The sequence below is a fragment of the Roseateles aquatilis genome (assembly GCF_002205645.1).
Classification (GTDB): Bacteria; Pseudomonadota; Gammaproteobacteria; order Burkholderiales; family Burkholderiaceae_C; genus Roseateles; species Roseateles aquatilis.
On sequence record NZ_NIOF01000006.1, the window covers coordinates 83,429 to 102,663 of the forward strand.

A 19,235-nucleotide genomic window follows, 5' to 3' on the forward strand; every position below is an offset into this window, starting at 1 on the left:
CGGGTGCGTCCTTAAGAGTTGGCCTTGCGCATCAGGCGCAGGTTGAGCAACGACATCGCCGCCACCAGGATGAAGATCAGCGTCGAGATCGCGGCCGCGAGACCGAAGTCCGTGCCCGAGTCGCGGAAGGCGATGCGGTAGGTGTAGCTCACCAGGATGTCGGTCTGCCCCGCCGGGATCTTGGTCGACAGGTAATCCGGCCGTCCGTCCGTCAACAACGCGATCAGCACGAAGTTGTTGAAGTTGAACGCGAAGGCCGACACCAGCAGCGGCGCCAGCGGCTTGATGATCAGCGGCGCGGTGATCCTGAAAAAGTTGGTCAGCGGCCCGGCGCCCGCGATCGCCGAGGCTTCGTACAGATCCGACGGGATCGCCTTGAGCAGCCCGGCGCACAGGATCATCACGTACGGATAACCCAGCCAGACGTTGACGATCAGCAGCATCGTCTTGGCCAGCAGCGGGTCCGCGAACCACGCCGGCTTGACGCCGAAGAGCGCGTCCAGGATGGCGTTGATCTCGCCGAAGTTCTGGTTGAACAGGCCCTTGAAGACCAGGATCGAGATGAAACCCGGCACCGCGTAGGGCAGGAACAGCAGCGTGCGGTAGGTGGTGCGGAAACGCAGGTCCTCCCAGTTCAGCAGCACCGCCAGCATCATGCCGATCGCGGTCGAGAAGACCACCGTCAGCAGCGAGAACACCACTGTCCAGCTGAAGATCGACAGGAAGGGCCCGCGGAATTCCGCGTCCAGCACCATGCGTGCGTAGTTCTGCCAGCCGACCATGACCTTGTAGCCGGGCGCCAGGTGCGTGCCGGCCGCGGCGCCTTCACCCTCGTAGTAGCCGGTGCTGGCGTCGGGGCGGAAAAGGGCGCCGTCGGCGTTGCGCTTGAGCGCGCCGTCGGGCAGTTCCTCGAAGTGGGGGCGGATCGGACCGAACTCGCGCAGGCCCAGGTAATGCAGCAATTGGCCGGGGTCCCGTTGGCCGGGCAACTGCAATCGCAACTGGGCCAGGGCCGCGCGGTGCGCGATCAGGTCCTTGAGCGTCAGCGCCGCGCCCCAGGGCGAGTCGGTTGCGCTGGACGGTTGCACGCGGCTGTCCGCGGGCGACTGCATCTCGACGGTCAGCGGCTGGTCGGACTGCCGCAGTGCCAGGGCCGGCGACAGGAACTGCACCGCGCCCGTCGCCGGGTCGCGCAGCACCAGGCGGAATTCCTTGCCGTCCGCGTAGACACCGTAGTCCCGCACCTCGTCGAGGACCGCGTCGTGCTGCTCCAGCAGGTACTCGCGCACCCGCTCCTGGCTCAGCAGGTGGGCGGACGAATAGTTGGTGAAGCCGATCTGCGTCGTGTAGGCCAGCGGGAAGGCGATGAACAGCAGCATGCCGGCCACGCCCGGGAATAGGTAGCGGTAGGCGAGCCCGGCCTCGGTCAGGTAGATCGCGAAACCGGCGCCGAACAGCCCCAGGGCGCCCAGGGCCCACCAGGTCTGCCCGGCGGTGTACAGCGTGAAGACCAGGTACAGCGCCGCCAGCGCGATCAGCGCGACGGCGGGCCAGTGGAGCAGGCGGGCGAGCTTCTCCAGCGCGCCCGCGGGTTGCCGGCCGTAGGCCTGCGCCAGCGGCGAGCCGGGCAGGGAGGCGGCGAGCGCCGACGTCGATGCGGTGGTGGCGTTCATTGCTTCAGCAGCATGCGTCCGGCGGCGCCGTCCAGCGCGTCCTTGGGGCTTTGCAGGCCGTTGGTGATGGCCTCCAGCGCCGCGTCCATCGCGGTCCAGAAGCGACCCACCTCGGGGATGTTGGGAATCGGCTCGCCGGCGCGGGCGTTCTCCATGCTGGCGCGGATCAGCGGGTTCACCGACAGCTCCTGGTAGAAGGCCTTGTTGGCCGGCACGCCGATGGGCACGTCGGCGTCCAGCACCTTCAGCGACGCGGGCCGCATCAGGTGCTGCTCGATGAACTCGCGGGCGATGTCCTTCTGCTTGGACGGCGCCGCGATCATGCAGCCGAGCACGCCGACGAAGGGCTTGGACGGCTTGCCCGCCACCACCGCCGGAATGCGCGCCACGCCGAAATCGACCTTGGCCTTGCGCGCGTTGTCCCAGGCCCAGGGGCCGGAGACCATCATGCCGATCTCGCCGCGGGCGAAGGACGATTCCATTTCGGAGTAGCGCGCGCCGCGCGGCATCACGCCTTCCTTGATCAGGCGCGCGAGCATCTGGCCGGCCTGCAGCGCGCCGTCGTTGTTGACCGCGACCTGGCGCGCGTCGAAATCGCCCTGCGCGTCACGCCCGAAGATCGAGCCGCCGGCGCCGGCGAACATCGGCCAGGTGAAGAAGCTCTTGTTGTAGTCCCACAGGATCGCGTGCTTGCCCTGCTTGCGCAGGTCCTGGTCGATCGCGATGACCTCGTCCCAGGTCGCCGGCGGCTTGGGCACCAGCGCCCTGTTGTAGATCAGCCCGGTGGTCTCGATCGCGATCGGGTAGCCCCAGTAGCGCCCCTGGTAGCGGAAGGCCTGCCAGGTGGTCGGCTCGAGCTCGTCGTACAGCGCCTTGCGCGGCTGGATCGGCGTCAGCAGCCCGGCCTTGGCCCATTCGCCGGCGCGGTCGTGCGGCCAGCAGAAGATGTCCGGCCCCTTGCCGGCGCCGGCCGCCTGCGTGAACTTCTCGGGCGCGTCGACCGGATGCTCGACCACGACCTTCACGCCGGAGACTTGCTCGAACGCGTCACCGACCTTCTGCAGGCCGTTGTAGGCCTTGTCGCCATTGATCCAGACCAGCAGCTTGGGCGCGGTCTGCGCCGCGGCGACGCCGCTGCCCGCCAGCAGCGCGAGGGCCGTCAGCGCCGAGAACGCGGAGCGCGCCGACCGTGCCGACAGCACCGATCTTGCCGACGGTGCTGAACGCGCGATCGACCCGGCCCCTGCCGCGGGCCCGGCCTTGGACGACGCGCTCATGCCGCCGCTCATGCCGCCGCTCCGGCCGCCGCTCCGGTCATCGCGCCGACCCGCCGGAAGGCCTGGCCCTGTGCGTCGAACAGATAGCAGAGGTCGGGAGGCAGATGCAGTTGCAGCGTGTCGCCGGAGCGGACCCGGGTCCTGCCGTCGAATTCGCAGGTCAGCGCGTCCTCGACGCCGGGGTAGGCGCAGTAGGCATGCGTGGCGCCGCCCAGCGATTCGACGAAGGTCACCGTGCTGGCGATCAGGTTGGCGTCGCCGCCGACGGCGAAGTGTTCCGGCCGCACGCCCAGCGTCACCTTGTCGCCGGCCCGGGCGCGCGAGGCGTCGACCAGCGCGCGGATCGCCGCCCCGTCGCTCAGGCGCACGATCGCGTGGTCGGCGGCGGCGGAGACGATCTCCGCCTCGATGAAATTCATCTTGGGGCTGCCGATGAAGCCGGCGACGAACAGGTTGTCCGGATGCTCGTAGAGCTCCATCGGCGTGCCGACCTGCTCGATCCTGCCGGCGCTCAGCACCACGATGCGGTCCGCCAGCGTCATCGCCTCGACCTGGTCGTGGGTGACGTAGACCATGGTGGTCTTGAGGTCCTCGTGCAACTTGGCGAACTCATAGCGCATGCGCACGCGCAGCGCGGCGTCCAGGTTGGACAGCGGCTCGTCGAACAGGAACACCTCGGGCTTGCGCACGATCGCGCGGCCGATCGCCACGCGCTGGCGCTGGCCGCCGGACAGGTCCTTGGGCTTGCGCTCCAGCAGGTGCTCGATGTGCAGGATGCGGGCGGCGTAACGCACGGCGCGCTCGATCTCGTCCTTGGGCACCTTGGCCAGCTTCAACCCGAACGCCATGTTGTCGTACAGATTCATGTGGGGGTAGAGCGCGTAGCTCTGGAACACCATCGCGATGCCGCGCTCCGCGGGCGGCACGTCGTTGACCAGCCGGCCACCGATGCGCAGCTCGCCGCCGGTGATGTCCTCCAGGCCGGCGATGGTGCGCAGCAGCGTCGACTTGCCGCAGCCCGACGGCCCGACGAAGACCATGAATTCGCCGTCGCGAATCTCCAGGTCGATGCCATGCAGGATCTTGGTCTCGCCATAGGCCTTGGCCACGGCTTGCAACTTCACGTCCGCCACTTGGATACCTCCGCGGTCGCCGGGAGCCGGTGCCGCTTGTCTCGCTCGTTGGTGTCGATCGAACGCCCGGTCACGTCGGCGCGGAGCGCATCGATGGTGGGCGTTGTTTGTAGAGAATATACATGCCGATCCATCGATTCACAACGCGGTCACACCCTCGTTCGTGCGAGTGAAATGCATAAAATCAATGACTTGCAGTTGAACTCGGGATAACCCGATGTAGTCAAACTACAAGAACTGAAGCGGCTTGATGGATACTTCGGGCCGTCCGAGACCATCCTGGAATGTAGAGGGCGGCTTCCGTCCGGCTCTCTCGCTGAAACCCTATGACCGTCGCCAACCGTGCCCTGTCTGCCACCTCGACCGGTGATGCCATGACGACTGCCGCGCCTTCCTCCGCCGACCTGACGGTGGCGTTCCAGCAGGCGCTGCGGCGCGAGCTGCACGTCGCCGGCACCGCGGCGGGGCCGCGGGCGCTGATGCGCGCCGCCGCCAACGCCTGCCGCGAGCTGCTCGGCCAGCGCTGGGCCGACACGCAGGCCGCCGACGCGAGCCGCGGCTTGAAGGCCGAGGTCCGCCGCGTGCATTACCTGTCGATGGAGTTCTTGATGGGGCGCGCGCTGGGCAACGCGCTGGCGGCGCTGAAGCTGGACGACGCGCTGCGCGCCGCGTTCTCCGCCGAGGGGCAGGCCTTGCCCGACGTGCTCGAGCGTGAGAACGACGCCGCGCTCGGCAACGGCGGGCTGGGCCGGCTGGCCGCGTGTTTCCTGGACTCGTTCGCGGAATTGAAGTTGCCGTCCTTCGGCTACGGCTTGCGCTACCAGTACGGCATGTTCGCCCAAGGCGTTCAGGGCGGCCGGCAGGTCGAGGCGCCGGACGACTGGATGGCGCTGGGCAATCCCTGGGAAGTGATGCGGCCGGAGCTGCGTTATCCGGTGGGTTTCGGCGGCCGGGTGGAGGTGGAGGCCAGCGGCGCGCGTCGCTGGGTGCCGGCCGAGGCGCTGGTCGCGCAGGCCTATGACTTCATCGTCCCGGCGCACCACAGCGAGCGTGTCTCCACGCTGCGCCAGTGGCACGCGCAGGCCGAGGCGCCGATCGACTTCGCCGCCTTCTGCCGCGGCGATCACCAGGCCGCCGCCGCGCACCGCGTGGCCGCCGACGCGCTCAACTGGGTGCTGTACCCCGACGACAGCACCGAGTCCGGCCGTGTCCTGCGCCTGAAGCAGGAAGCCTTCCTGGTCAGCGCGTCGCTGCAGGACCTGATCGCGCGCCACCTGCGCGAGTTCGGCTCGCTGGAGCAACTGGGCCGCGCCAACGCGATCCACCTGAACGACACGCACCCGGCGCTGGCGCCGGCCGAGCTGATGCGCCTGCTGCTCGACGAGCACGGCCTGAGCTGGGACCAGGCCTGGACGATCACGCGCCAGGCGGTCAGCTACACCAACCACACGCTGATGCCGGAGGCGCTCGAAACCTGGCCGGTGCGGCTGTTCGAGGCGCTGCTGCCGCGTCACCTGGAGATCGTCTACGAGATCAACCATCGTTTCCTGGCGCAGGTGAAGCGGCAGTTCCCCGACGACGCCGACCTGCTGCGCCGCGTGTCGCTGATCGACGAAGGCGGCCAGCACGGCCACTTCGGCGGCGGCGAGCGCCGCGTGCGCATGGCCGCGCTCAGCATCGTCGCGTCGCACCGTGTCAACGGCGTGGCGGCGCTGCATTCGGACCTGATGGTGAAGACCATCTTCGCGGACTACGCGCGCCTCTTCCCGGACCGCTTCCACAACGTCACCAACGGTGTGACGCCTCGGCGCTGGCTGCAGCAGGCCAACCCCGGCCTGTCGACGCTGCTGGACGGGCGCATCGGCACCGGCTGGCGCCACGACCTCGAAGAACTGGCCAAGCTCAAGCCGCTGGCCGCGGACGTCCGGCTGGGCGAGCAACTGCTGGCCGTCAAGCGCGAGAACAAGCAGCGCCTGGCCGACCGCATCCGCCGCGACCTCGGCATGACGGTGGCGGTGGACAGCCTCTTCGACGTGCAGATCAAGCGCATCCACGAGTACAAGCGCCAGTTGCTCAACGTCCTGCACGTCGTCGCCCGCTACCAGGCGATCGTCGCGGATCCGCGGGCGGACTGGGTGCCGCGCACCGTGGTGATCGCGGGCAAGGCGGCATCGGCCTATGCGATGGCCAAGGCGATCATCCAGCTGACCCATGACGTGGGCCGCGTGATCAACAGCGACCCGCGCGTGGGCGACAGGCTCAAGCTGGTCTTCCTGCCCAACTACGGCGTGTCGTTGGCCGAGACCATCATCCCGGCCGCCGACCTGTCGGAGCAGATCTCCACCGCCGGCACCGAGGCCTCGGGCACCGGCAACATGAAGTTCGCGCTCAACGGCGCGCTGACCATCGGCACCTGGGACGGCGCCAACATCGAGATGGCACAGGCCTTCGGGGAGGACAACATGTTCACCTTCGGCCTGCGGACCGAGCAGGTCGACGCGCTCAAGCGCGTCGGCTACGAGCCGCGCCACTTCGTCGAGCAGAACGCCCAGTTGCACGCGGTCATGGAGGCGATCGCCCGCGGTGACTTCTCGCAGGGCGACAGCGGGCGCTACCGCGCGCTGGTCGACAGGCTGCTGAACCAGGACGTCTATCTGCTGATGGCCGACTTCGCCGACTACGTGAAGGCGCAGGAGCGCGTCGACGCGCTGTTTCGCGACCGCACGGCCTGGGCCGAGCGCGTGGCCTTGAACATCGCGGGCATGGGCATGTTCTCGTCGGACCGTACCATCCAGGAGTACATCGACCGCGTCTGGTCGGTGAAGAGCCTGGGCTGAACGCGTCACGCCGCACGCACCTCCCACCTCCAGCGCCCGCCGCCAACGCCCCACGCCATGACCGCCGCCGACGCGACCCGGCTCCTGCCCGATGCCGACCTGGCGCTGCTGGCGCGCGGGGAGCACCCGCGTCCGTGGTTGTGGCTGGGCGCGCATCCGACGCGCGTCGGTCGCCAGGACGGGGTGAGGTTCGCCGTCTGGGCGCCGTCGGCGTCGCGGGTCAGCGTGGTCGGTGATTTCAATGGCTGGGACGGCGCGGCGCATCCGATGCGGCGGCGTGACGAGCATGCCTCGGGCATCTGGGAAGTCTTCGTTCCCGGCGCCGGGCACGGCCAGTTCTACAAGTACCAGCTCAACGGTCCCGACGGCGCGCCGCTGCCGCTGAAGGCCGATCCCTACGCGTTCAGGGGGCAATTGCGCCCGGACAACGCCAGCATCGTCGACCGTCTGCCCGATCCGCTGCCGTTGCCCGCGGGCCGCGCGCAGGCCAATCGCCGGGACGCGCCGATCAGCGTGTACGAGTTGCACGCGATGTCATGGCGATGCGAGGGGGATGCCCATCCCGACTGGGACCTGCTGGCGCGCGAGCTGCCGCCGTATGCCGCCGGCCTGGGCTTCACGCACGTGGAGCTGATGCCGGCCACCGAGTACCCCTACGACGGCTCCTGGGGCTACCAGACGCTGGGCCTGCATGCGCCGACGGCGCGGCTGGGCGCGCCCGAGGGGCTGCGTCGTTTCGTCCAGGCCTGCCATGCGCAGGGGCTGGGCGTGCTGCTGGATTTCGTGCCGGCGCATTTCCCCGAGGATCCGCACGGGCTGGCCCGATTCGACGGCACGCCGCTCTACGAGCACGCCGACCCGCGCGAGGGCTGGCATCGCGACTGGCACACGCTGATCTACGACTTCGGCAAGCCGCAGGTGCGGCAGTTCCTGGTCGGGGCCGCGCTGTTCTGGGCGGAGCGGCACGGCGTCGACGGCCTGCGCGTCGACGCGGTCGCGTCGATGCTGTACCGCGACTATTCGCGGCCGGACGGCGAGTGGCTGCCCAACGTCCATGGCGGGCGCGAGAACCTCGAGGCGATCGCGCTGCTGCGCCACATGAATGAAGTGCTGGGACGCGAGGTGCCCGGTTTCATCACCATCGCCGAGGAATCCACCGCGTTCCCCGGGGTCTCGGCGCCGACGTACCTCGGCGGCCTGGGCTTCCACTACAAATGGAACATGGGATGGATGAACGACACGCTGCGTTACCTGCGCGAGTGGCCCATCCATCGCCAGTGGCACCACGAGAAGATGAGCTTCGGCCTCGTCTACGCGTTCAGCGAGAACTTCCAGCTGCCGCTGTCCCATGACGAGGTGGTGCACGGCAAGGGCTCGCTGCTGGGCAAGATGCCGGGCGAGGACGGCGATCCGTCCGACTGGCAGCGCTTCGCCAACCTGCGCGCGTATTACGGCTTCATGTGGGGGCACCCCGGCAAGAAGCTGCTGTTCATGGGGCAGGAGTTCGCGCAGCGCGGGGAGTGGGATTTCGAACGCGCACTGCCATGGGAGTTGCTGGACGACCCGCGCCATGCGGGCGTTCGGCGCCTGGTCGCCGATCTGAATCACCTGTACCGCGAGCGGCCCGCGCTGCATCGCAGGGATGGCGAGCGCGAGGGTTTCGAGTGGCTGGTCGAGGATGACCGCGCGCATTCGGTCTTCGCCTGGATCCGGCGCGACGGAGACGGTGGCGGCATCGTGGTGGTCAGCAATTTCACGCCGGTGCCGCGCCGGGGCTACCGGCTGCGCATGCCGCATGGCGGCGAGTGGCGCGAGGTGCTCAATACCGATGCGGCCGTCTATGGCGGCAGTGGTGTCGGCAGCGGCGCGCACGATCCGCTGCACCCGCTGTCGGCGACGGCCGAGGATCCGCATCTGATGCTGACGCTGCCGCCGCTGGCGACGATCTTCCTGGTGCCGGTCTGAAGGCCGGCCGCACGATTCCACCTTCATCCCCATTCATCCGCCTCCATCCGACGTTCCGCATGAGCGCCTTGCCTTCCTCACTTGAACCCGGTCGCCACGCGCCGCTGGGCGCGACCGTTCGCGACGGCGGTGTCAACTTCGCCGTCTTTTCGGCGCATGCCGAGCGTGTCGAGGTCTGCGTCTACGACACCACCGGCACCCAGGAGCTGCGGCGCCTGGCGCTGCAAGGTCCCGTCGACGGGCTGTGGACCGGCTTCCTGCCCGGCGCGGCGGCGGGGCTGATCTACGGCTTGCGCGCGCACGGCCCGCATGCGCCGCGCGAGGGCCATCGCTTCAACCCGCACAAGCTGCTGCTGGATCCCTACGCCCGCGAGATCGTCGGGGAGTTCCGCTGCCTGCCCGAGGATCACGGTTATCCGCTCGGGCATCCCGACGGGCCGTTCGCGCTGGACGAGCGGGACAACGGCGCCACCGCGCTGAAGGCGCGCGTCGCACCGCCGATCGCCGCGCTGCCCGGCGCCGATCCGCGCGCCAATGCGCCGCGGCACGCGCCGCGCGACGTGGTGCTGTACGAGGTGCATGTGAAGGGCTTCTCGATGCGGCATCCGGAGATCCCGGAGGCGCTGCGCGGCAGCTATGCCGCGCTGGCGCATCCTGCCGCGCTGGCGCATTTCAAGCGCCTGGGCGTGACGACGCTGTCCTTGCTGCCGGTGCAATACGCGGTCGATGAGCCGCACCTGTTCGGCACCGGCCTGCGCAACTACTGGGGCTACAACACGCTGGGTTTCTTCGCGCCGGATCCGCGGCTGGCATCGGGCGCGGTGCGCCACGATCCGTCGGCGGTGACGTCGGAGTTCCGCGCGATGGTGCATGCGCTGCACGAGGCCGGACTGGAGGTCGTGCTGGACGTCGTCTACAACCACACGCCCGAGGGCAATGAGTTCGGCCCGACGCTGTCGCTGCGGGGCCTCGATCAGAAAAGCTACTACCGCTTGAAGCCGGACGATCCGTCCCAGCTCGAAAACCTCACCGCCTGCGGCAACACCGTCAACGTGCAGCATCCGCGCGTGACACAGCTGGTGCTGGATTCGCTGCGCTTCTGGGTCGGCGAGATGGGCGTGGACGGCTTCCGCTTCGATCTGGCGCCGGTGCTGGGGCGCACCGACGCGGGCCACGATCCGCTGTCATCGTTCTACACGGCGCTGCGGCAGGACCCGCTGCTGGCGCAGGTCCATCTGATCGCCGAGCCGTGGGACGCCGGTCCCGACGGGTATCAACTGGGACGCTTCCCGGGGCGCTTCCTGGAGTGGAACGACAAGTTCCGCGACGCCGCGCGCGGCTTCTGGCTCGGTCACGGGCCCGACAACACCCCCATCGGTCGCGGTGAGTTCGCGCGTCGCTTCACCGCGTCCAGCGACGTGTTCCATCACGGGCAGCGCTCTCCGTTGGCGTCGATCAACTTCCTCGCGGTGCACGACGGCTACACGTTGGCCGACCTCGTGTCCCACAGCCGCAAGCACAACGAAGCCAACGGCGAGGACAACCGCGACGGCCGCGATGGCGAGCTCTGCGGCAATTTCGGCGTCGAGGGCACGACCGACGATCCCGTCATCCGCGCCACCCGCGAGCGGGTGCGCCGCGCGATGCTCGCCACGCTGCTGCTGGCGCAGGGCACGCCGATGCTCTATGCCGGCGACGAGTTCGGGAACGGGCAGGGCGGCAACAACAACGCGTATTGCCAGGACAACGAGATCGGCTGGCTCGACTGGGCGAGTGCCGATGACGCGCTGATCAGCTACACCGCCGAGTTGCTCCGCTTGCGGCGTGAGCACGGGCTGTTGCATCACCCCCATTGGTTCGTGGGCGCGGGCTGCGAGGCGCAGGTCGTGCTTCGATGGTTCCATCCGGATGGACACGAGATGCAGCAACACGATTGGTACGACAGCGGCCAACACGCCCTCGCGGCGCTGATCTGCGACAACGGACGCGCGGATCGGCATGACCTGCTGCTGATGGTCAATCCGGATGCGCAGCCGGCTCGGTTCTTGTTGCCCCCCCGGGGAACGGGGTGGCATCTGCTGATGGATAGCGCGGGGGAGTCCGTCCCCGGCCCCCTCTCGGGCGACTCGCTCATCGCGCCAGCGCGTGGCTTGCTCCTATGCCGTGCAGCAGGCTGAGCACGTCCGCGGGATCCGGGGGGCGGCCGTCCTCATCAGTCCCAAAATCGGCCGGCCGCCCCCCGGATCCCGCAGACCGAATCACCCAGGTCATCGGGCCTCGGCATTCGCAAGGATCGATTCATACAGCCCGACTGACCCCTATCGACACCGACATCGACACCGTACCGACATTGCCTCGATTAGCTCTCCATTGATCACCTCGCACACACCATGACGATCGATCTCAACAAGCGCCAGTCCGGCGTGCTGCTGCACATCACTTCGTTGCCCGGGCCGCATGGCGTCGGCGACTTCGGGCCCGAGGCCTATCACTTCGTGGACTGGCTGCAGTCGGCCGGCCAGTCCTTGTGGCAGTGGCTGCCGAGCACGCCGATCGGCCCCGGCGAGAGCCCCTATCAAGGCGTGTCGGCCTTCGCGGGGAGCCAGTGGATGGTGGCGCTGGAGCCGCTGGTGGAGAAGGGCTGGTTGGCGCAGCCGACGCTGCCGGTCGAGGCCTTCGATGCCAGCCAGGTGGACTTCGGCCGCGTGCTGCCCTGGCGCGAGCAGCAGTTGCGCGCCGCCGCGGCCGGTTTCTTCGCGAAGGCGAGGCCGGCCGAGCGTCAGGAGCACGAGGACTGGTGCGCGCAGCAGCAGCACTGGCTGCCGGACTACGCGCTGTTCATGGCGATCCGCTCGCCGCGCAACGGCCAGCCCTGGTGGGAGTGGCCCCGCGATCTGGCCGCCCGCGAGCCTCGGGCGCTGGCCACCGCGCGCGAACAGTACGCCGACGAGATCGCCTTCTGGCGGTTCGTGCAATGGTGCTTCGACGTCCAGTGCGGCGCCCTCAAGGCGTATGCCAACGAGCGCGGCGTCCACATCATGGGCGACCTGCCGATCTTCGTCGCGCACGACAGCGCCGATTGCTGGGCCCGCCCCGACCTGTACGAGCTGGACGACCAGTTCCAGACCACGGTCGTGGCCGGCGTGCCGCCCGACGCGCTGTCGGCCACGGGCCAGCGCTGGGGCAATCCGCTGTACCGCTGGGACAGGATGGCCCATGAGGACTTCGCGTGGTGGAGCGCGCGCGTGCAACGCGCGTTGACCTCGGCGGACGTGTTCCGCATCGATCATTTCCGCGGCTTCGCGGCTTACTACGAGATCTCCGGCGACAGCCCCGACGCGACGAGCGGCCAATGGAAGACCGGTCCCGGCAAGGCACTGTTCGACGCGATCGCGAAGTCGCTCGGCGAGTTGCCGATCGTCGCGGAGGACCTGGGTTTCATCACGCCCGACGTGCACGAACTGCGCAACGCGCTGAACTACCCGGGCATGAAGATCCTGCAGTTCGGCTTCGGCGGCGACGGCGACCATGAGTTCCTGCCGCACAACTGGCCGCGCGCCGCGGTGGCCTACACCGGCACGCACGACAACGACACCGTGCGCGGCTGGTGGAACCACGCCAGCGCCCATGAGCGCGCCTATGTGGGCGCCTACCTGGCTTGCGGCGACCAGGACATCCACTGGGCCATGATCCGCGCCTGCGCCAACTCGGTGGCCAATATCGCGGTCTATCCGATGCAGGACGTGCTGGGCCTGGACAGCGCGCACCGGATGAACATTCCCGGCGTGCTCGGCGGCAACTGGGGCTGGCGCTTCACCTGGGACAGGGTCGGCTCGGAACCCGGCCGCGTGCTCGGGCTGATCGCCGCGACCAGCGGGAGAGCCCCTATTGCGATCGCTCGACTGCCGGATTGAAATGTGCTGAAACCGCTTTCATGAATCGCTGAGGGCGGCGAGGGTGGGGATAAACCCGACCCTCGAGTTCCGATTGGACAACGTTGTCATATGCTGCCGGGGCGCGATGCCGCCGGTGGCGCGGCAACGCAGGAGGACCCGCACATGAGCACGACCGAGATCTTCCTGATCGCGATGGCGATCATCTTCACCGTCCCTTATCTGGTGTGGCGGTTGGGCGGCACGGATTACTTCGCGCCGCTGGTCGTGGTGCAGATCATCACGGGCATCCTGCTCGGGCCGGGCGTGCTCGGGCGGGCCTTCCCGGACTATTACCAGTTCGTCTTCAGCCCGCCGGTGGTGCAGGCGCTGGGCGGCGTGGCGTGGTGGGCGGTGATGGTCTTCGTGTGGATCGCGGGGATCGAGCTGGACCTGAAGAAAGCCTGGGCGCACCGCGTCGAGAGCGGCATCACGGCCGGCCTGGCGCTCGGCGTGCCGATGGTCTTCGGGGCGGTCGCGGCGGTGCTGCTGCTGGGCATGGGATCGCAGTGGATGGGCGCCAGGGCGCATGCGTGGCAGTTCGTCGTCGGCGTAGGCATGGCCTGCGCGGTGACCGCGCTGCCCATCCTGATCCTGCTGATGGAGAAGCTGGAGATCCTGCGTCAACCCATCGGACAGCGCATCCTGCGCTACGCCAGCGTTGACGACATCATGATCTGGGGCGTGCTGGCGGTGATCCTGATGGACTGGTCCCGGGTGGGCAAGCAGGGACTGTTCCTGGTGGCGTTCGCGGCGGCGACGGTGCTGCTGCGTCGCCTGATGCGCGCGATCCCGGCACGCGACCGCTGGTACGTGGGGCTGATCTGGCTGGCGGTCTGTGCGTTCGGCGCGGACTGGTGCGGGCTGCATTACATGGTCGGCGCCTTCCTGGCCGGCGTGGTGATGGATGCGGAATGGTTCGACCAGAAGGCGCTGGACGGCCTGCGTCACAACGTGCTGCTGGTGGTGATGCCGGTCTTCTTTCTCAGCACCGGGTTGCGCACGCAATGGGGGCTGGAGGGCGGGGCGGTCTTCGCCGCCGCGGCGCTGCTGCTGGTGGCGTCCGTGACCGGCAAGCTGGTGGGCGTGCATGTGGCCGGCCGCATCCTGCGCTGGCAGCCGGGGGAGGCGGGCATCATCGGCTGGCTGCTGCAGACCAAGGCGCTGATCATGATCATCTTCGCCAATGTGCTGCTCGACAAACAGATCATCACCAGCGAGACCTTCACCGCGTTGCTGCTGATGGCGGTGGGCTCGACGATGCTGACGGTGCCGGCGGTGGCGCCGCGGCTCGCACGGATCAAGGACCTGGTGCTGCGCGCCAGCTGAACGGCGGCGCAGAATTCCGGCGAGCCGTCGCGTGTCGCTGGCGGCATCCTGGGAGCATGCCTTGATCGATCACCTCGACCACCTGGTCCTGACCACCGCCCATGAGGCCGACTGCATCCGCTTCTACACCGAGGTGCTCGGCATGCAGCTGGAAAGCTTCGTCGGCGGCACGCCGCCGGTCACGCGGCAGGCGTTCAAGTTCGGCAACCAGAAGATCAATCTGCATGTGAAGGGCCGGGAGTTCGAGCCCAAGGCCCACACGCCGGTGCCCGGCGCGCTGGACCTGTGTTTCATCGCTTCGGTGCCGCTGGACCGGGTGATCGAACGGCTTCAGGCCCTGCAGGTGCCCGTCATCGAGGGGCCCGTGCTGCGCACCGGCGCCACCGGCAAGATCCGCTCGGTCTACCTGCGGGACCCGGACTTGAATCTGATCGAGATCTCCGAGCCGGCCGGCTGAAGACCGAGGGTCCGGGTTTCTGGGTCTTTGGCGCGCCGGACCGCGGTCGAGCCTGATCGAGGCCGGCGGGTGGTCCGGACCTGTCAGCGGGCGAACGCCGCCGCGTGGGACACCATCGGCGCCTGCGTCACCATCGCCGCCTGTGCCGCCGCGCTGACGACCACCGCGGCGGTGGCCGTCCACGGCAAGCCGACGCGCGCCTCGGACAGCATCCGGGCGGGCATGGGCAGGTCGTTGGCGTGGGGGAGGATGCTCAGGTGCTCGTCGGCGCGGGCGAGCTCGATGTCCTCGCGTTCCATGCCGACGAACACATGCGCGAAGCCGTGCTCGATCGCGTCCAGCGCCGCCTCGGTCGCGCGGCGCCAGCGCTTGACGGCGGCGCAGTCGGCGCGGCTGGCGGTGTCCGGCACCGCCCAGCGGGCGTCGGCCCCGGTGATGGCCACGCACGCCTGGTAGGCGTCGACCACGCCCTGCGGTCCGCCCAGGCGGGCGTCCAGGACCTGCATGGCGATGGTCCGCGCGAGGTCGCGCTGGTGGTACGGGACCATGACCCGTTCAAGGATGACTTCGTAGCGGCGCATGACGGTTCCTTCCTCGACGTCGCCTCCGTGGGCGCCGCCGTGTGCGGTGGCTGTTTGGAGGAGGAAGGATACTGTACATGCATCCAGTACTTCAATGGAGAAGTTGGGGGTGGACCCGGTGTAGCTGCCATGCCTTGTCAGCAACCGCCGCGCCGCGCCGGTGGCGAACCTCATCGGGACGCCGCCGACCCCTCTCGCGCATGCGTCGACCCCCCGTTTCCGGGGCGCCGTCGACCAATTGAGCGCCGCACGCTGGCGTCTTGCTCAGCCCATGTCGTCCGGATCCGGCTCCCCCAGATTCGCCCGCACGCGGGCGAGCAGCCGCGTGAGCTGCTCGATCTCCTCGGCGCTGAAGTCCGCCAGCGCCCGGACGCAGATGTCGTCCATCACCGCCTTGCCCTTGGGCATGCGGCGCGATGCCAGCGCCGTCAGCGAAATCAGGCGGCTGCGCCCGTCCGCGGGATCCGGCACGCGCTCCACCAGCCCGTCGCGCTCCATGCGGTTGAGCAATTGCGCCATGCTGGGCTGCTCGACCGAGGCCATGCGCGCCAGCGCCGCCTGGGAGAGTCCCTCGGGGTGCTTCTTCAGCGTGACCAGCACCGGCAGTTGCCCCATCGCGAAGCCCAGCTCCCGCAGCGGCACGTCGGCGGCGCGCGTGAACGCGCGATGAATGAAGCCCATCAGGCGCATCGGCGCCGACAGCACGTCGGGAGAGAACTGGCTCATGAGCGTGATTCCCATGGAAGGGTCATTGTTGACATTAGATAGGATCCTATGTTGTTATAGAGGATCCTATGCAATTGAAGGTGGCCATCATGCCCGATCTCTCCCCCGTCTCGCCGCGCATCGCCATCGTCGGCGGCGGTCCCGCCGGCCTGACGCTGGCGCGGCTGCTGTATCTGCGGGGCGTGCATGCCGTGGTCTTCGAGCGCGACGCGCATCCGCTCGACCGGCCGCAGGGCGGCACGCTGGACCTGCATGACGACGGTGGGCTGCTGGCGCTGGAGCGTTGCGGCCTGCGCGCGGCGTTCGACGCGGTGGCGCGGCCCGAGGACCAGGGGACCCGCGTGATGAGCCCGCAGGGCGATCTGCTGATCGACGAGCAGGACGAGTCCGACGCCGGCCGCCCCGAGGTCGACCGGACCGCGCTGCGCGCGTTGCTGCTGGACTCGCTGCCCACGGGCATGGTGCGCTGGAACGCGGCGCTGCAGGCGTTGGCGCCGCTGCCGGATGGTCGTTGGCGCCTCACGGCCGGGAGCGCCGATGGCAACGATCACCCCGATGGTGTCGATGACGTCGGGACCGACAGCGTCGGAGGCGCCTCGGAGGACTTCGATCTGGTCGTCGGCGCCGATGGCGCCTGGTCGCGCGTGCGGCCGTGGCTGTCGCCGTACCGGCCGCAGCACAGCGGGCTGACCTTCGTCGAGTTCTCGATCGACGACGCCGATCGCGCCCACCCCGAGCAGTCCGCGCTGGTGGGCCGCGGCAAGCTCTGGATCGAGGCGCCGGGCAAGAGCCTCATCGTGCAGCGCAACGGTCACGCGCATCTGCGCGGGTATGCGGTGTTCCGCGTCCCGGCGGACTGGGCGGCCCGTCGTTTCGATCCGGCCGATCCTGCGTCGACACGCGCCGCGCTGCTGGAGGAGTTCCAGGATTTCGCGGCGCCGCTGCGCGATCTGCTGCGGGCGTCGGACGATCGCTTCGCCATCCGGCCGATCCACGCGCTGCCGGTCGGCCATCGCTGGGCGCCTCGCCGCGGCCTGACTTTGATCGGCGACGCCGCGCACCTGATGTCGCCCTTCGGTGGCGAGGGCGTCAACGCCGCCATGCGCGACGCGGTGGAACTGGCCGGGCAACTGGGCCAGGGGGCCGCCTGGGACACCGCCGTCGAGCGCTTCGAGGCCGAGATGTTCGAGCGCGTGCTGCCCGCGGCGGAAGGCTCGGCGATGGGCGCGGCGCTGCACCTGTCGCATGTCGGGCAGGCGCTGTCGGTGGCGCATCACCACGAGGTGACGGCGGCGCATCCGCCGGCTTGAGCCGCGGCCCGAGGGCCGCCCATGTCCGGCGTGCCCGGAGCGACGACGCTCGACGATCAGTCCGCGGGCACCCGCAACGCCCGCTCGCGCTCCTTGGCGATCCGCGCCGCGAATGCCGCCTGGGAGCCGCCGGTCGGCAGGTTGCTGACGTCCAGGATCCGATGCTGGAAGTCAGGCTGTCGCAGCGTCTCGTTGACCACCGCGTTGATCAGCCGCAGCCGGTCCTCCGGCACGCCGCGCGGCGCGAACAGGCCGAAGGTCGACACCAGGTTGGCGTCGGGGAAGCCGAGCTCGGCCAGCGTCGGCACATCGGGCAGCACCGGCAGGCGCATCGGCGAGCCGATCGCCAGGGCCTTCAGCCGCCCCTGCTTGACGAACTGCAACTGCTGCGCGGCGACGTTCGACGACAGCAGCTCGAAGTGGCCGCCGAGCGCGTCCGTCAGCTGCTGCCCGCCGCCCTTGTAGGGCACGTGAATGATGTCCACGCCGGCCGCGGCGCGGATCTGCGCCAGCACCATGTGGCCCACCGTCGCGTGGCCCGAGGTCGCCCAGCGCAGGCGGCCCGGCGCGGCGCGCGCGGCGGCCAGCATCGCGGCGAAGGTCGCCGGCTTGAACGAGGGATGCGCGAGCACCAGCACCGGCGTGTCCATCACGCTGACGACGGGGACGACATCGCGGTGCGGATCGAAATCGTGGCGGCCCATCGGCGCCGAGGATGCCGGCGTGAAGACCAGCGGGCTGATCGCGCAGTAGGCCAGCGTGTGCCCATCCGGCGCGGCGCGCGCGAGCGACTCCAGCGCGGTCAGCCCGCCGGCGCCGGCTCGGTTCTCGACGATCACCGGCACCTTCAGCCGAATGCCGATCGCCTGCCCCAGCGCGCGGGCGGTGTCGTCGCTGACGCCGCCCGGCGGGTAGGCGACGATCAGATGCATCGGACGGGCGGGCCAGGGTTCCGAATGCGACGGCGGCTGCGATGGCGATGGCGAGGGCAGCGTCCGCGCGGGCAGGCGGTCCCCGAGGGCCGGGCCCAGCCCCAGCGCCACCGAGGCACCCCGCATCAGCAGCGCGCGCCTACGCATCGCGATGTTCTCCGGCGATGCGGCGGGCGAGGGCGAGGAAGGTCGCCGTCGGTCCTTCCTGATCGTGCGTGCGGTAGGCCAGCGTCAGCGGCGCTTCCAGCCGCGCGTGCTTGGGCAGTGGGCGGAACACGATGGAATGGGCATGCACGCCGCGCATCGACGCCGGCACCACCGAGATGCCGGCGCCGGCCGCGACCAGGTTGAGGTTCATCATCATCCGGTCCACCTCGACGAAGCTGCGCGGCTTGACGCCCTCGCGCTCGCACAGCGCCAGCAGGTTGGCGTAGAGGCCGGGCGCGCCGGGGCGGCGCACAAGGATCAACGATTCGTCCTCGAGCTCGTTCAGCGGCACCGGCGTCGTCGACGCGCGCGGCACCCCGGCCAGTCGGTGGTCGAGCGGCAGCGCCAGCAGCGCCGGCTCGCTGAGCAGCGTCTCGAAGCTCAGTTCCTCGGGCTGCGCCACCGGCACGCGCAGGAAGCCGCAATGCAGGCGCGACCGCACGATCGCGTCGATCAGGCCGGCGGCGTTGTTCTCGCTCATCGCCAGCGCGATGCCGGGGTGCTCGCCGCGGCAGGCGCGCAACACCGCGGGCGTGAACGCATGCGCGGCGGCGGAACTGGTGAAGCCCACCGACAGCAGCCCATGCTGCCCACCCGCCAGCCGCGCCATGCGGTCGCGCATCTCGTTGAAGTCGCCCAGCAGCCGCTTGGCCTCGACCAGGAACTGCCGCCCGCCGTCGGTCAGGCTCACGCCCTTCGGATGGCGATGCAGCAGCGAGAAGCCGAGCTCCTGCTCCAGCGTCTTGATCTGCTGGCTCAGCGGCGGCTGCTGCATGCCGAGCAGCGCGGCGGCGCGCGTCATGTGGCCGGTCTCCGCGACCGTCACGAAATAGCGCAGATGTCGTAGATCCATGCCTGCGTTGTCTCCTGTCCATC

The 19,235-nt window shown here is 69.4% G+C and carries 14 protein-coding genes; 7 read left to right on the forward strand and 7 right to left on the reverse strand.

All coding sequences use genetic code 11. The features are described 5' to 3' along the window. Nucleotides 1-11: 11 nt before the first annotated feature. The 3 genes from malF to CDN99_RS14670 are packed head-to-tail and all read right to left on the reverse strand — an operon-like array spanning nt 12 to nt 4,083. Nucleotides 12-1,673 carry a maltose ABC transporter permease MalF gene (gene malF / locus CDN99_RS14660; protein ID WP_088385611.1) on the reverse strand — a complete coding sequence of 554 codons (1,662 nt, stop codon included), beginning with the start codon at nt 1,671-1,673 and terminating at the stop codon, nt 12-14. Beyond that, nucleotides 1,670-2,950, reverse strand: a complete 1,281-nt coding sequence (gene malE / locus CDN99_RS14665) for a maltose/maltodextrin ABC transporter substrate-binding protein MalE (protein WP_088385849.1) — start codon at nt 2,948-2,950, stop codon at nt 1,670-1,672. The genes malF and malE overlap by 4 nt, the downstream gene beginning before the upstream one ends. 8 nt (nt 2,951-2,958) lie before the next feature. Then, the gene (locus CDN99_RS14670) at nt 2,959-4,083 is read right to left on the reverse strand and encodes an ABC transporter ATP-binding protein (RefSeq protein WP_088385612.1); all 1,125 of its coding nucleotides are present in this window, start codon (nt 4,081-4,083) and stop codon (nt 2,959-2,961) included. A gap of 374 nt (nt 4,084-4,457) precedes the next feature. Here CDN99_RS14670 and CDN99_RS14675 point away from each other — a divergent pair, with 374 nt between their 5' ends. From CDN99_RS14675 to CDN99_RS14700, 6 genes are all read left to right on the forward strand, one after another. Beyond that, a complete protein-coding gene (locus CDN99_RS14675; RefSeq protein ID WP_088385850.1) occupies nt 4,458-6,920 on the forward strand; it encodes a glycogen/starch/alpha-glucan phosphorylase in 2,463 nt (820 codons plus the stop codon). A gap of 57 nt (nt 6,921-6,977) precedes the next feature. Further along, a complete protein-coding gene (gene glgB, locus CDN99_RS14680; RefSeq protein WP_088385613.1) occupies nt 6,978-8,885 on the forward strand; it encodes a 1,4-alpha-glucan branching protein GlgB in 1,908 nt (635 codons plus the stop codon). 59 nt (nt 8,886-8,944) lie between these two features. Next, nucleotides 8,945-11,062, forward strand: coding sequence for a glycogen debranching protein GlgX (gene glgX / locus CDN99_RS14685; RefSeq protein ID WP_088385614.1), 2,118 nt, complete (start codon nt 8,945-8,947; stop codon nt 11,060-11,062). Nucleotides 11,063-11,275: 213 nt separating this feature from the next. Then, nucleotides 11,276-12,799: a 4-alpha-glucanotransferase gene (gene malQ, locus CDN99_RS14690; RefSeq protein ID WP_088385615.1), complete on the forward strand. Its 1,524-nt coding sequence runs from the start codon at nt 11,276-11,278 to the stop codon at nt 12,797-12,799. Between the two features lie 144 nt (nt 12,800-12,943). Then, entirely contained in the window at nt 12,944-14,146 is a 1,203-nt protein-coding gene (locus CDN99_RS14695; RefSeq protein WP_088385851.1) for a cation:proton antiporter, read from the forward strand. Nucleotides 14,147-14,207: 61 nt separating this feature from the next. Then, nucleotides 14,208-14,603, forward strand: coding sequence for a VOC family protein (locus CDN99_RS14700; protein ID WP_088385852.1), 396 nt, complete (start codon nt 14,208-14,210; stop codon nt 14,601-14,603). Nucleotides 14,604-14,686: 83 nt separating this feature from the next. Here CDN99_RS14700 and CDN99_RS14705 read toward each other — a convergent pair whose 3' ends face one another. Together CDN99_RS14705 and CDN99_RS14710 are read right to left on the reverse strand one after the other, a co-directional pair. Then, nucleotides 14,687-15,184 carry a hypothetical protein gene (locus CDN99_RS14705; protein WP_088385616.1) on the reverse strand — a complete coding sequence of 166 codons (498 nt, stop codon included), beginning with the start codon at nt 15,182-15,184 and terminating at the stop codon, nt 14,687-14,689. A gap of 264 nt (nt 15,185-15,448) precedes the next feature. Then, entirely contained in the window at nt 15,449-15,925 is a 477-nt protein-coding gene (locus tag CDN99_RS14710) for a MarR family winged helix-turn-helix transcriptional regulator (protein ID WP_238139532.1), read from the reverse strand. 74 nt (nt 15,926-15,999) lie between these two features. On the opposite strand from CDN99_RS14710, the gene CDN99_RS14715 reads away from it, so the two are divergent. Then, on the forward strand, nt 16,000-17,220 hold the full coding sequence (locus CDN99_RS14715) for an FAD-dependent oxidoreductase (protein ID WP_088385854.1): 1,221 nt from the start codon (nt 16,000-16,002) through the stop codon (nt 17,218-17,220). A gap of 56 nt (nt 17,221-17,276) precedes the next feature. On the opposite strand, the gene CDN99_RS14720 is transcribed toward CDN99_RS14715, so the two are convergent. Both CDN99_RS14720 and CDN99_RS14725 read right to left on the reverse strand, forming a co-directional pair. Next, complete coding sequence (locus tag CDN99_RS14720) at nt 17,277-18,299, reverse strand: Bug family tripartite tricarboxylate transporter substrate binding protein (protein ID WP_193531720.1); 1,023 nt, start codon at nt 18,297-18,299, stop codon at nt 17,277-17,279. Further along, nucleotides 18,292-19,212: a LysR family transcriptional regulator gene (locus CDN99_RS14725; protein ID WP_088385617.1), complete on the reverse strand. Its 921-nt coding sequence runs from the start codon at nt 19,210-19,212 to the stop codon at nt 18,292-18,294. Before CDN99_RS14725 ends, CDN99_RS14720 begins: the two co-directional genes overlap by 8 nt. Nucleotides 19,213-19,235: the final 23 nt, after the last annotated feature.

Coding starts and splice junctions, on each gene's coding strand:
- malF (WP_088385611.1), bottom strand. CDS start 1,673: ATGAACGCCACCACCGCATCGACGTCGGCGCTCGCCGCCTCCCTGCCC.
- malE (WP_088385849.1), bottom strand. CDS start 2,950: ATGAGCGCGTCGTCCAAGGCCGGGCCCGCGGCAGGGGCCGGGTCGATC.
- CDN99_RS14675 (WP_088385850.1), top strand. CDS start 4,458: ATGACGACTGCCGCGCCTTCCTCCGCCGACCTGACGGTGGCGTTCCAG.
- glgB (WP_088385613.1), top strand. CDS start 6,978: ATGACCGCCGCCGACGCGACCCGGCTCCTGCCCGATGCCGACCTGGCG.
- glgX (WP_088385614.1), top strand. CDS start 8,945: ATGAGCGCCTTGCCTTCCTCACTTGAACCCGGTCGCCACGCGCCGCTG.
- malQ (WP_088385615.1), top strand. CDS start 11,276: ATGACGATCGATCTCAACAAGCGCCAGTCCGGCGTGCTGCTGCACATC.
- CDN99_RS14695 (WP_088385851.1), top strand. CDS start 12,944: ATGAGCACGACCGAGATCTTCCTGATCGCGATGGCGATCATCTTCACC.
- CDN99_RS14705 (WP_088385616.1), bottom strand. CDS start 15,184: ATGCGCCGCTACGAAGTCATCCTTGAACGGGTCATGGTCCCGTACCAC.
- CDN99_RS14710 (WP_238139532.1), bottom strand. CDS start 15,925: ATGGGAATCACGCTCATGAGCCAGTTCTCTCCCGACGTGCTGTCGGCG.
- CDN99_RS14715 (WP_088385854.1), top strand. CDS start 16,000: ATGCCCGATCTCTCCCCCGTCTCGCCGCGCATCGCCATCGTCGGCGGC.
- CDN99_RS14720 (WP_193531720.1), bottom strand. CDS start 18,299: ATGCGTAGGCGCGCGCTGCTGATGCGGGGTGCCTCGGTGGCGCTGGGG.
- CDN99_RS14725 (WP_088385617.1), bottom strand. CDS start 19,212: ATGGATCTACGACATCTGCGCTATTTCGTGACGGTCGCGGAGACCGGC.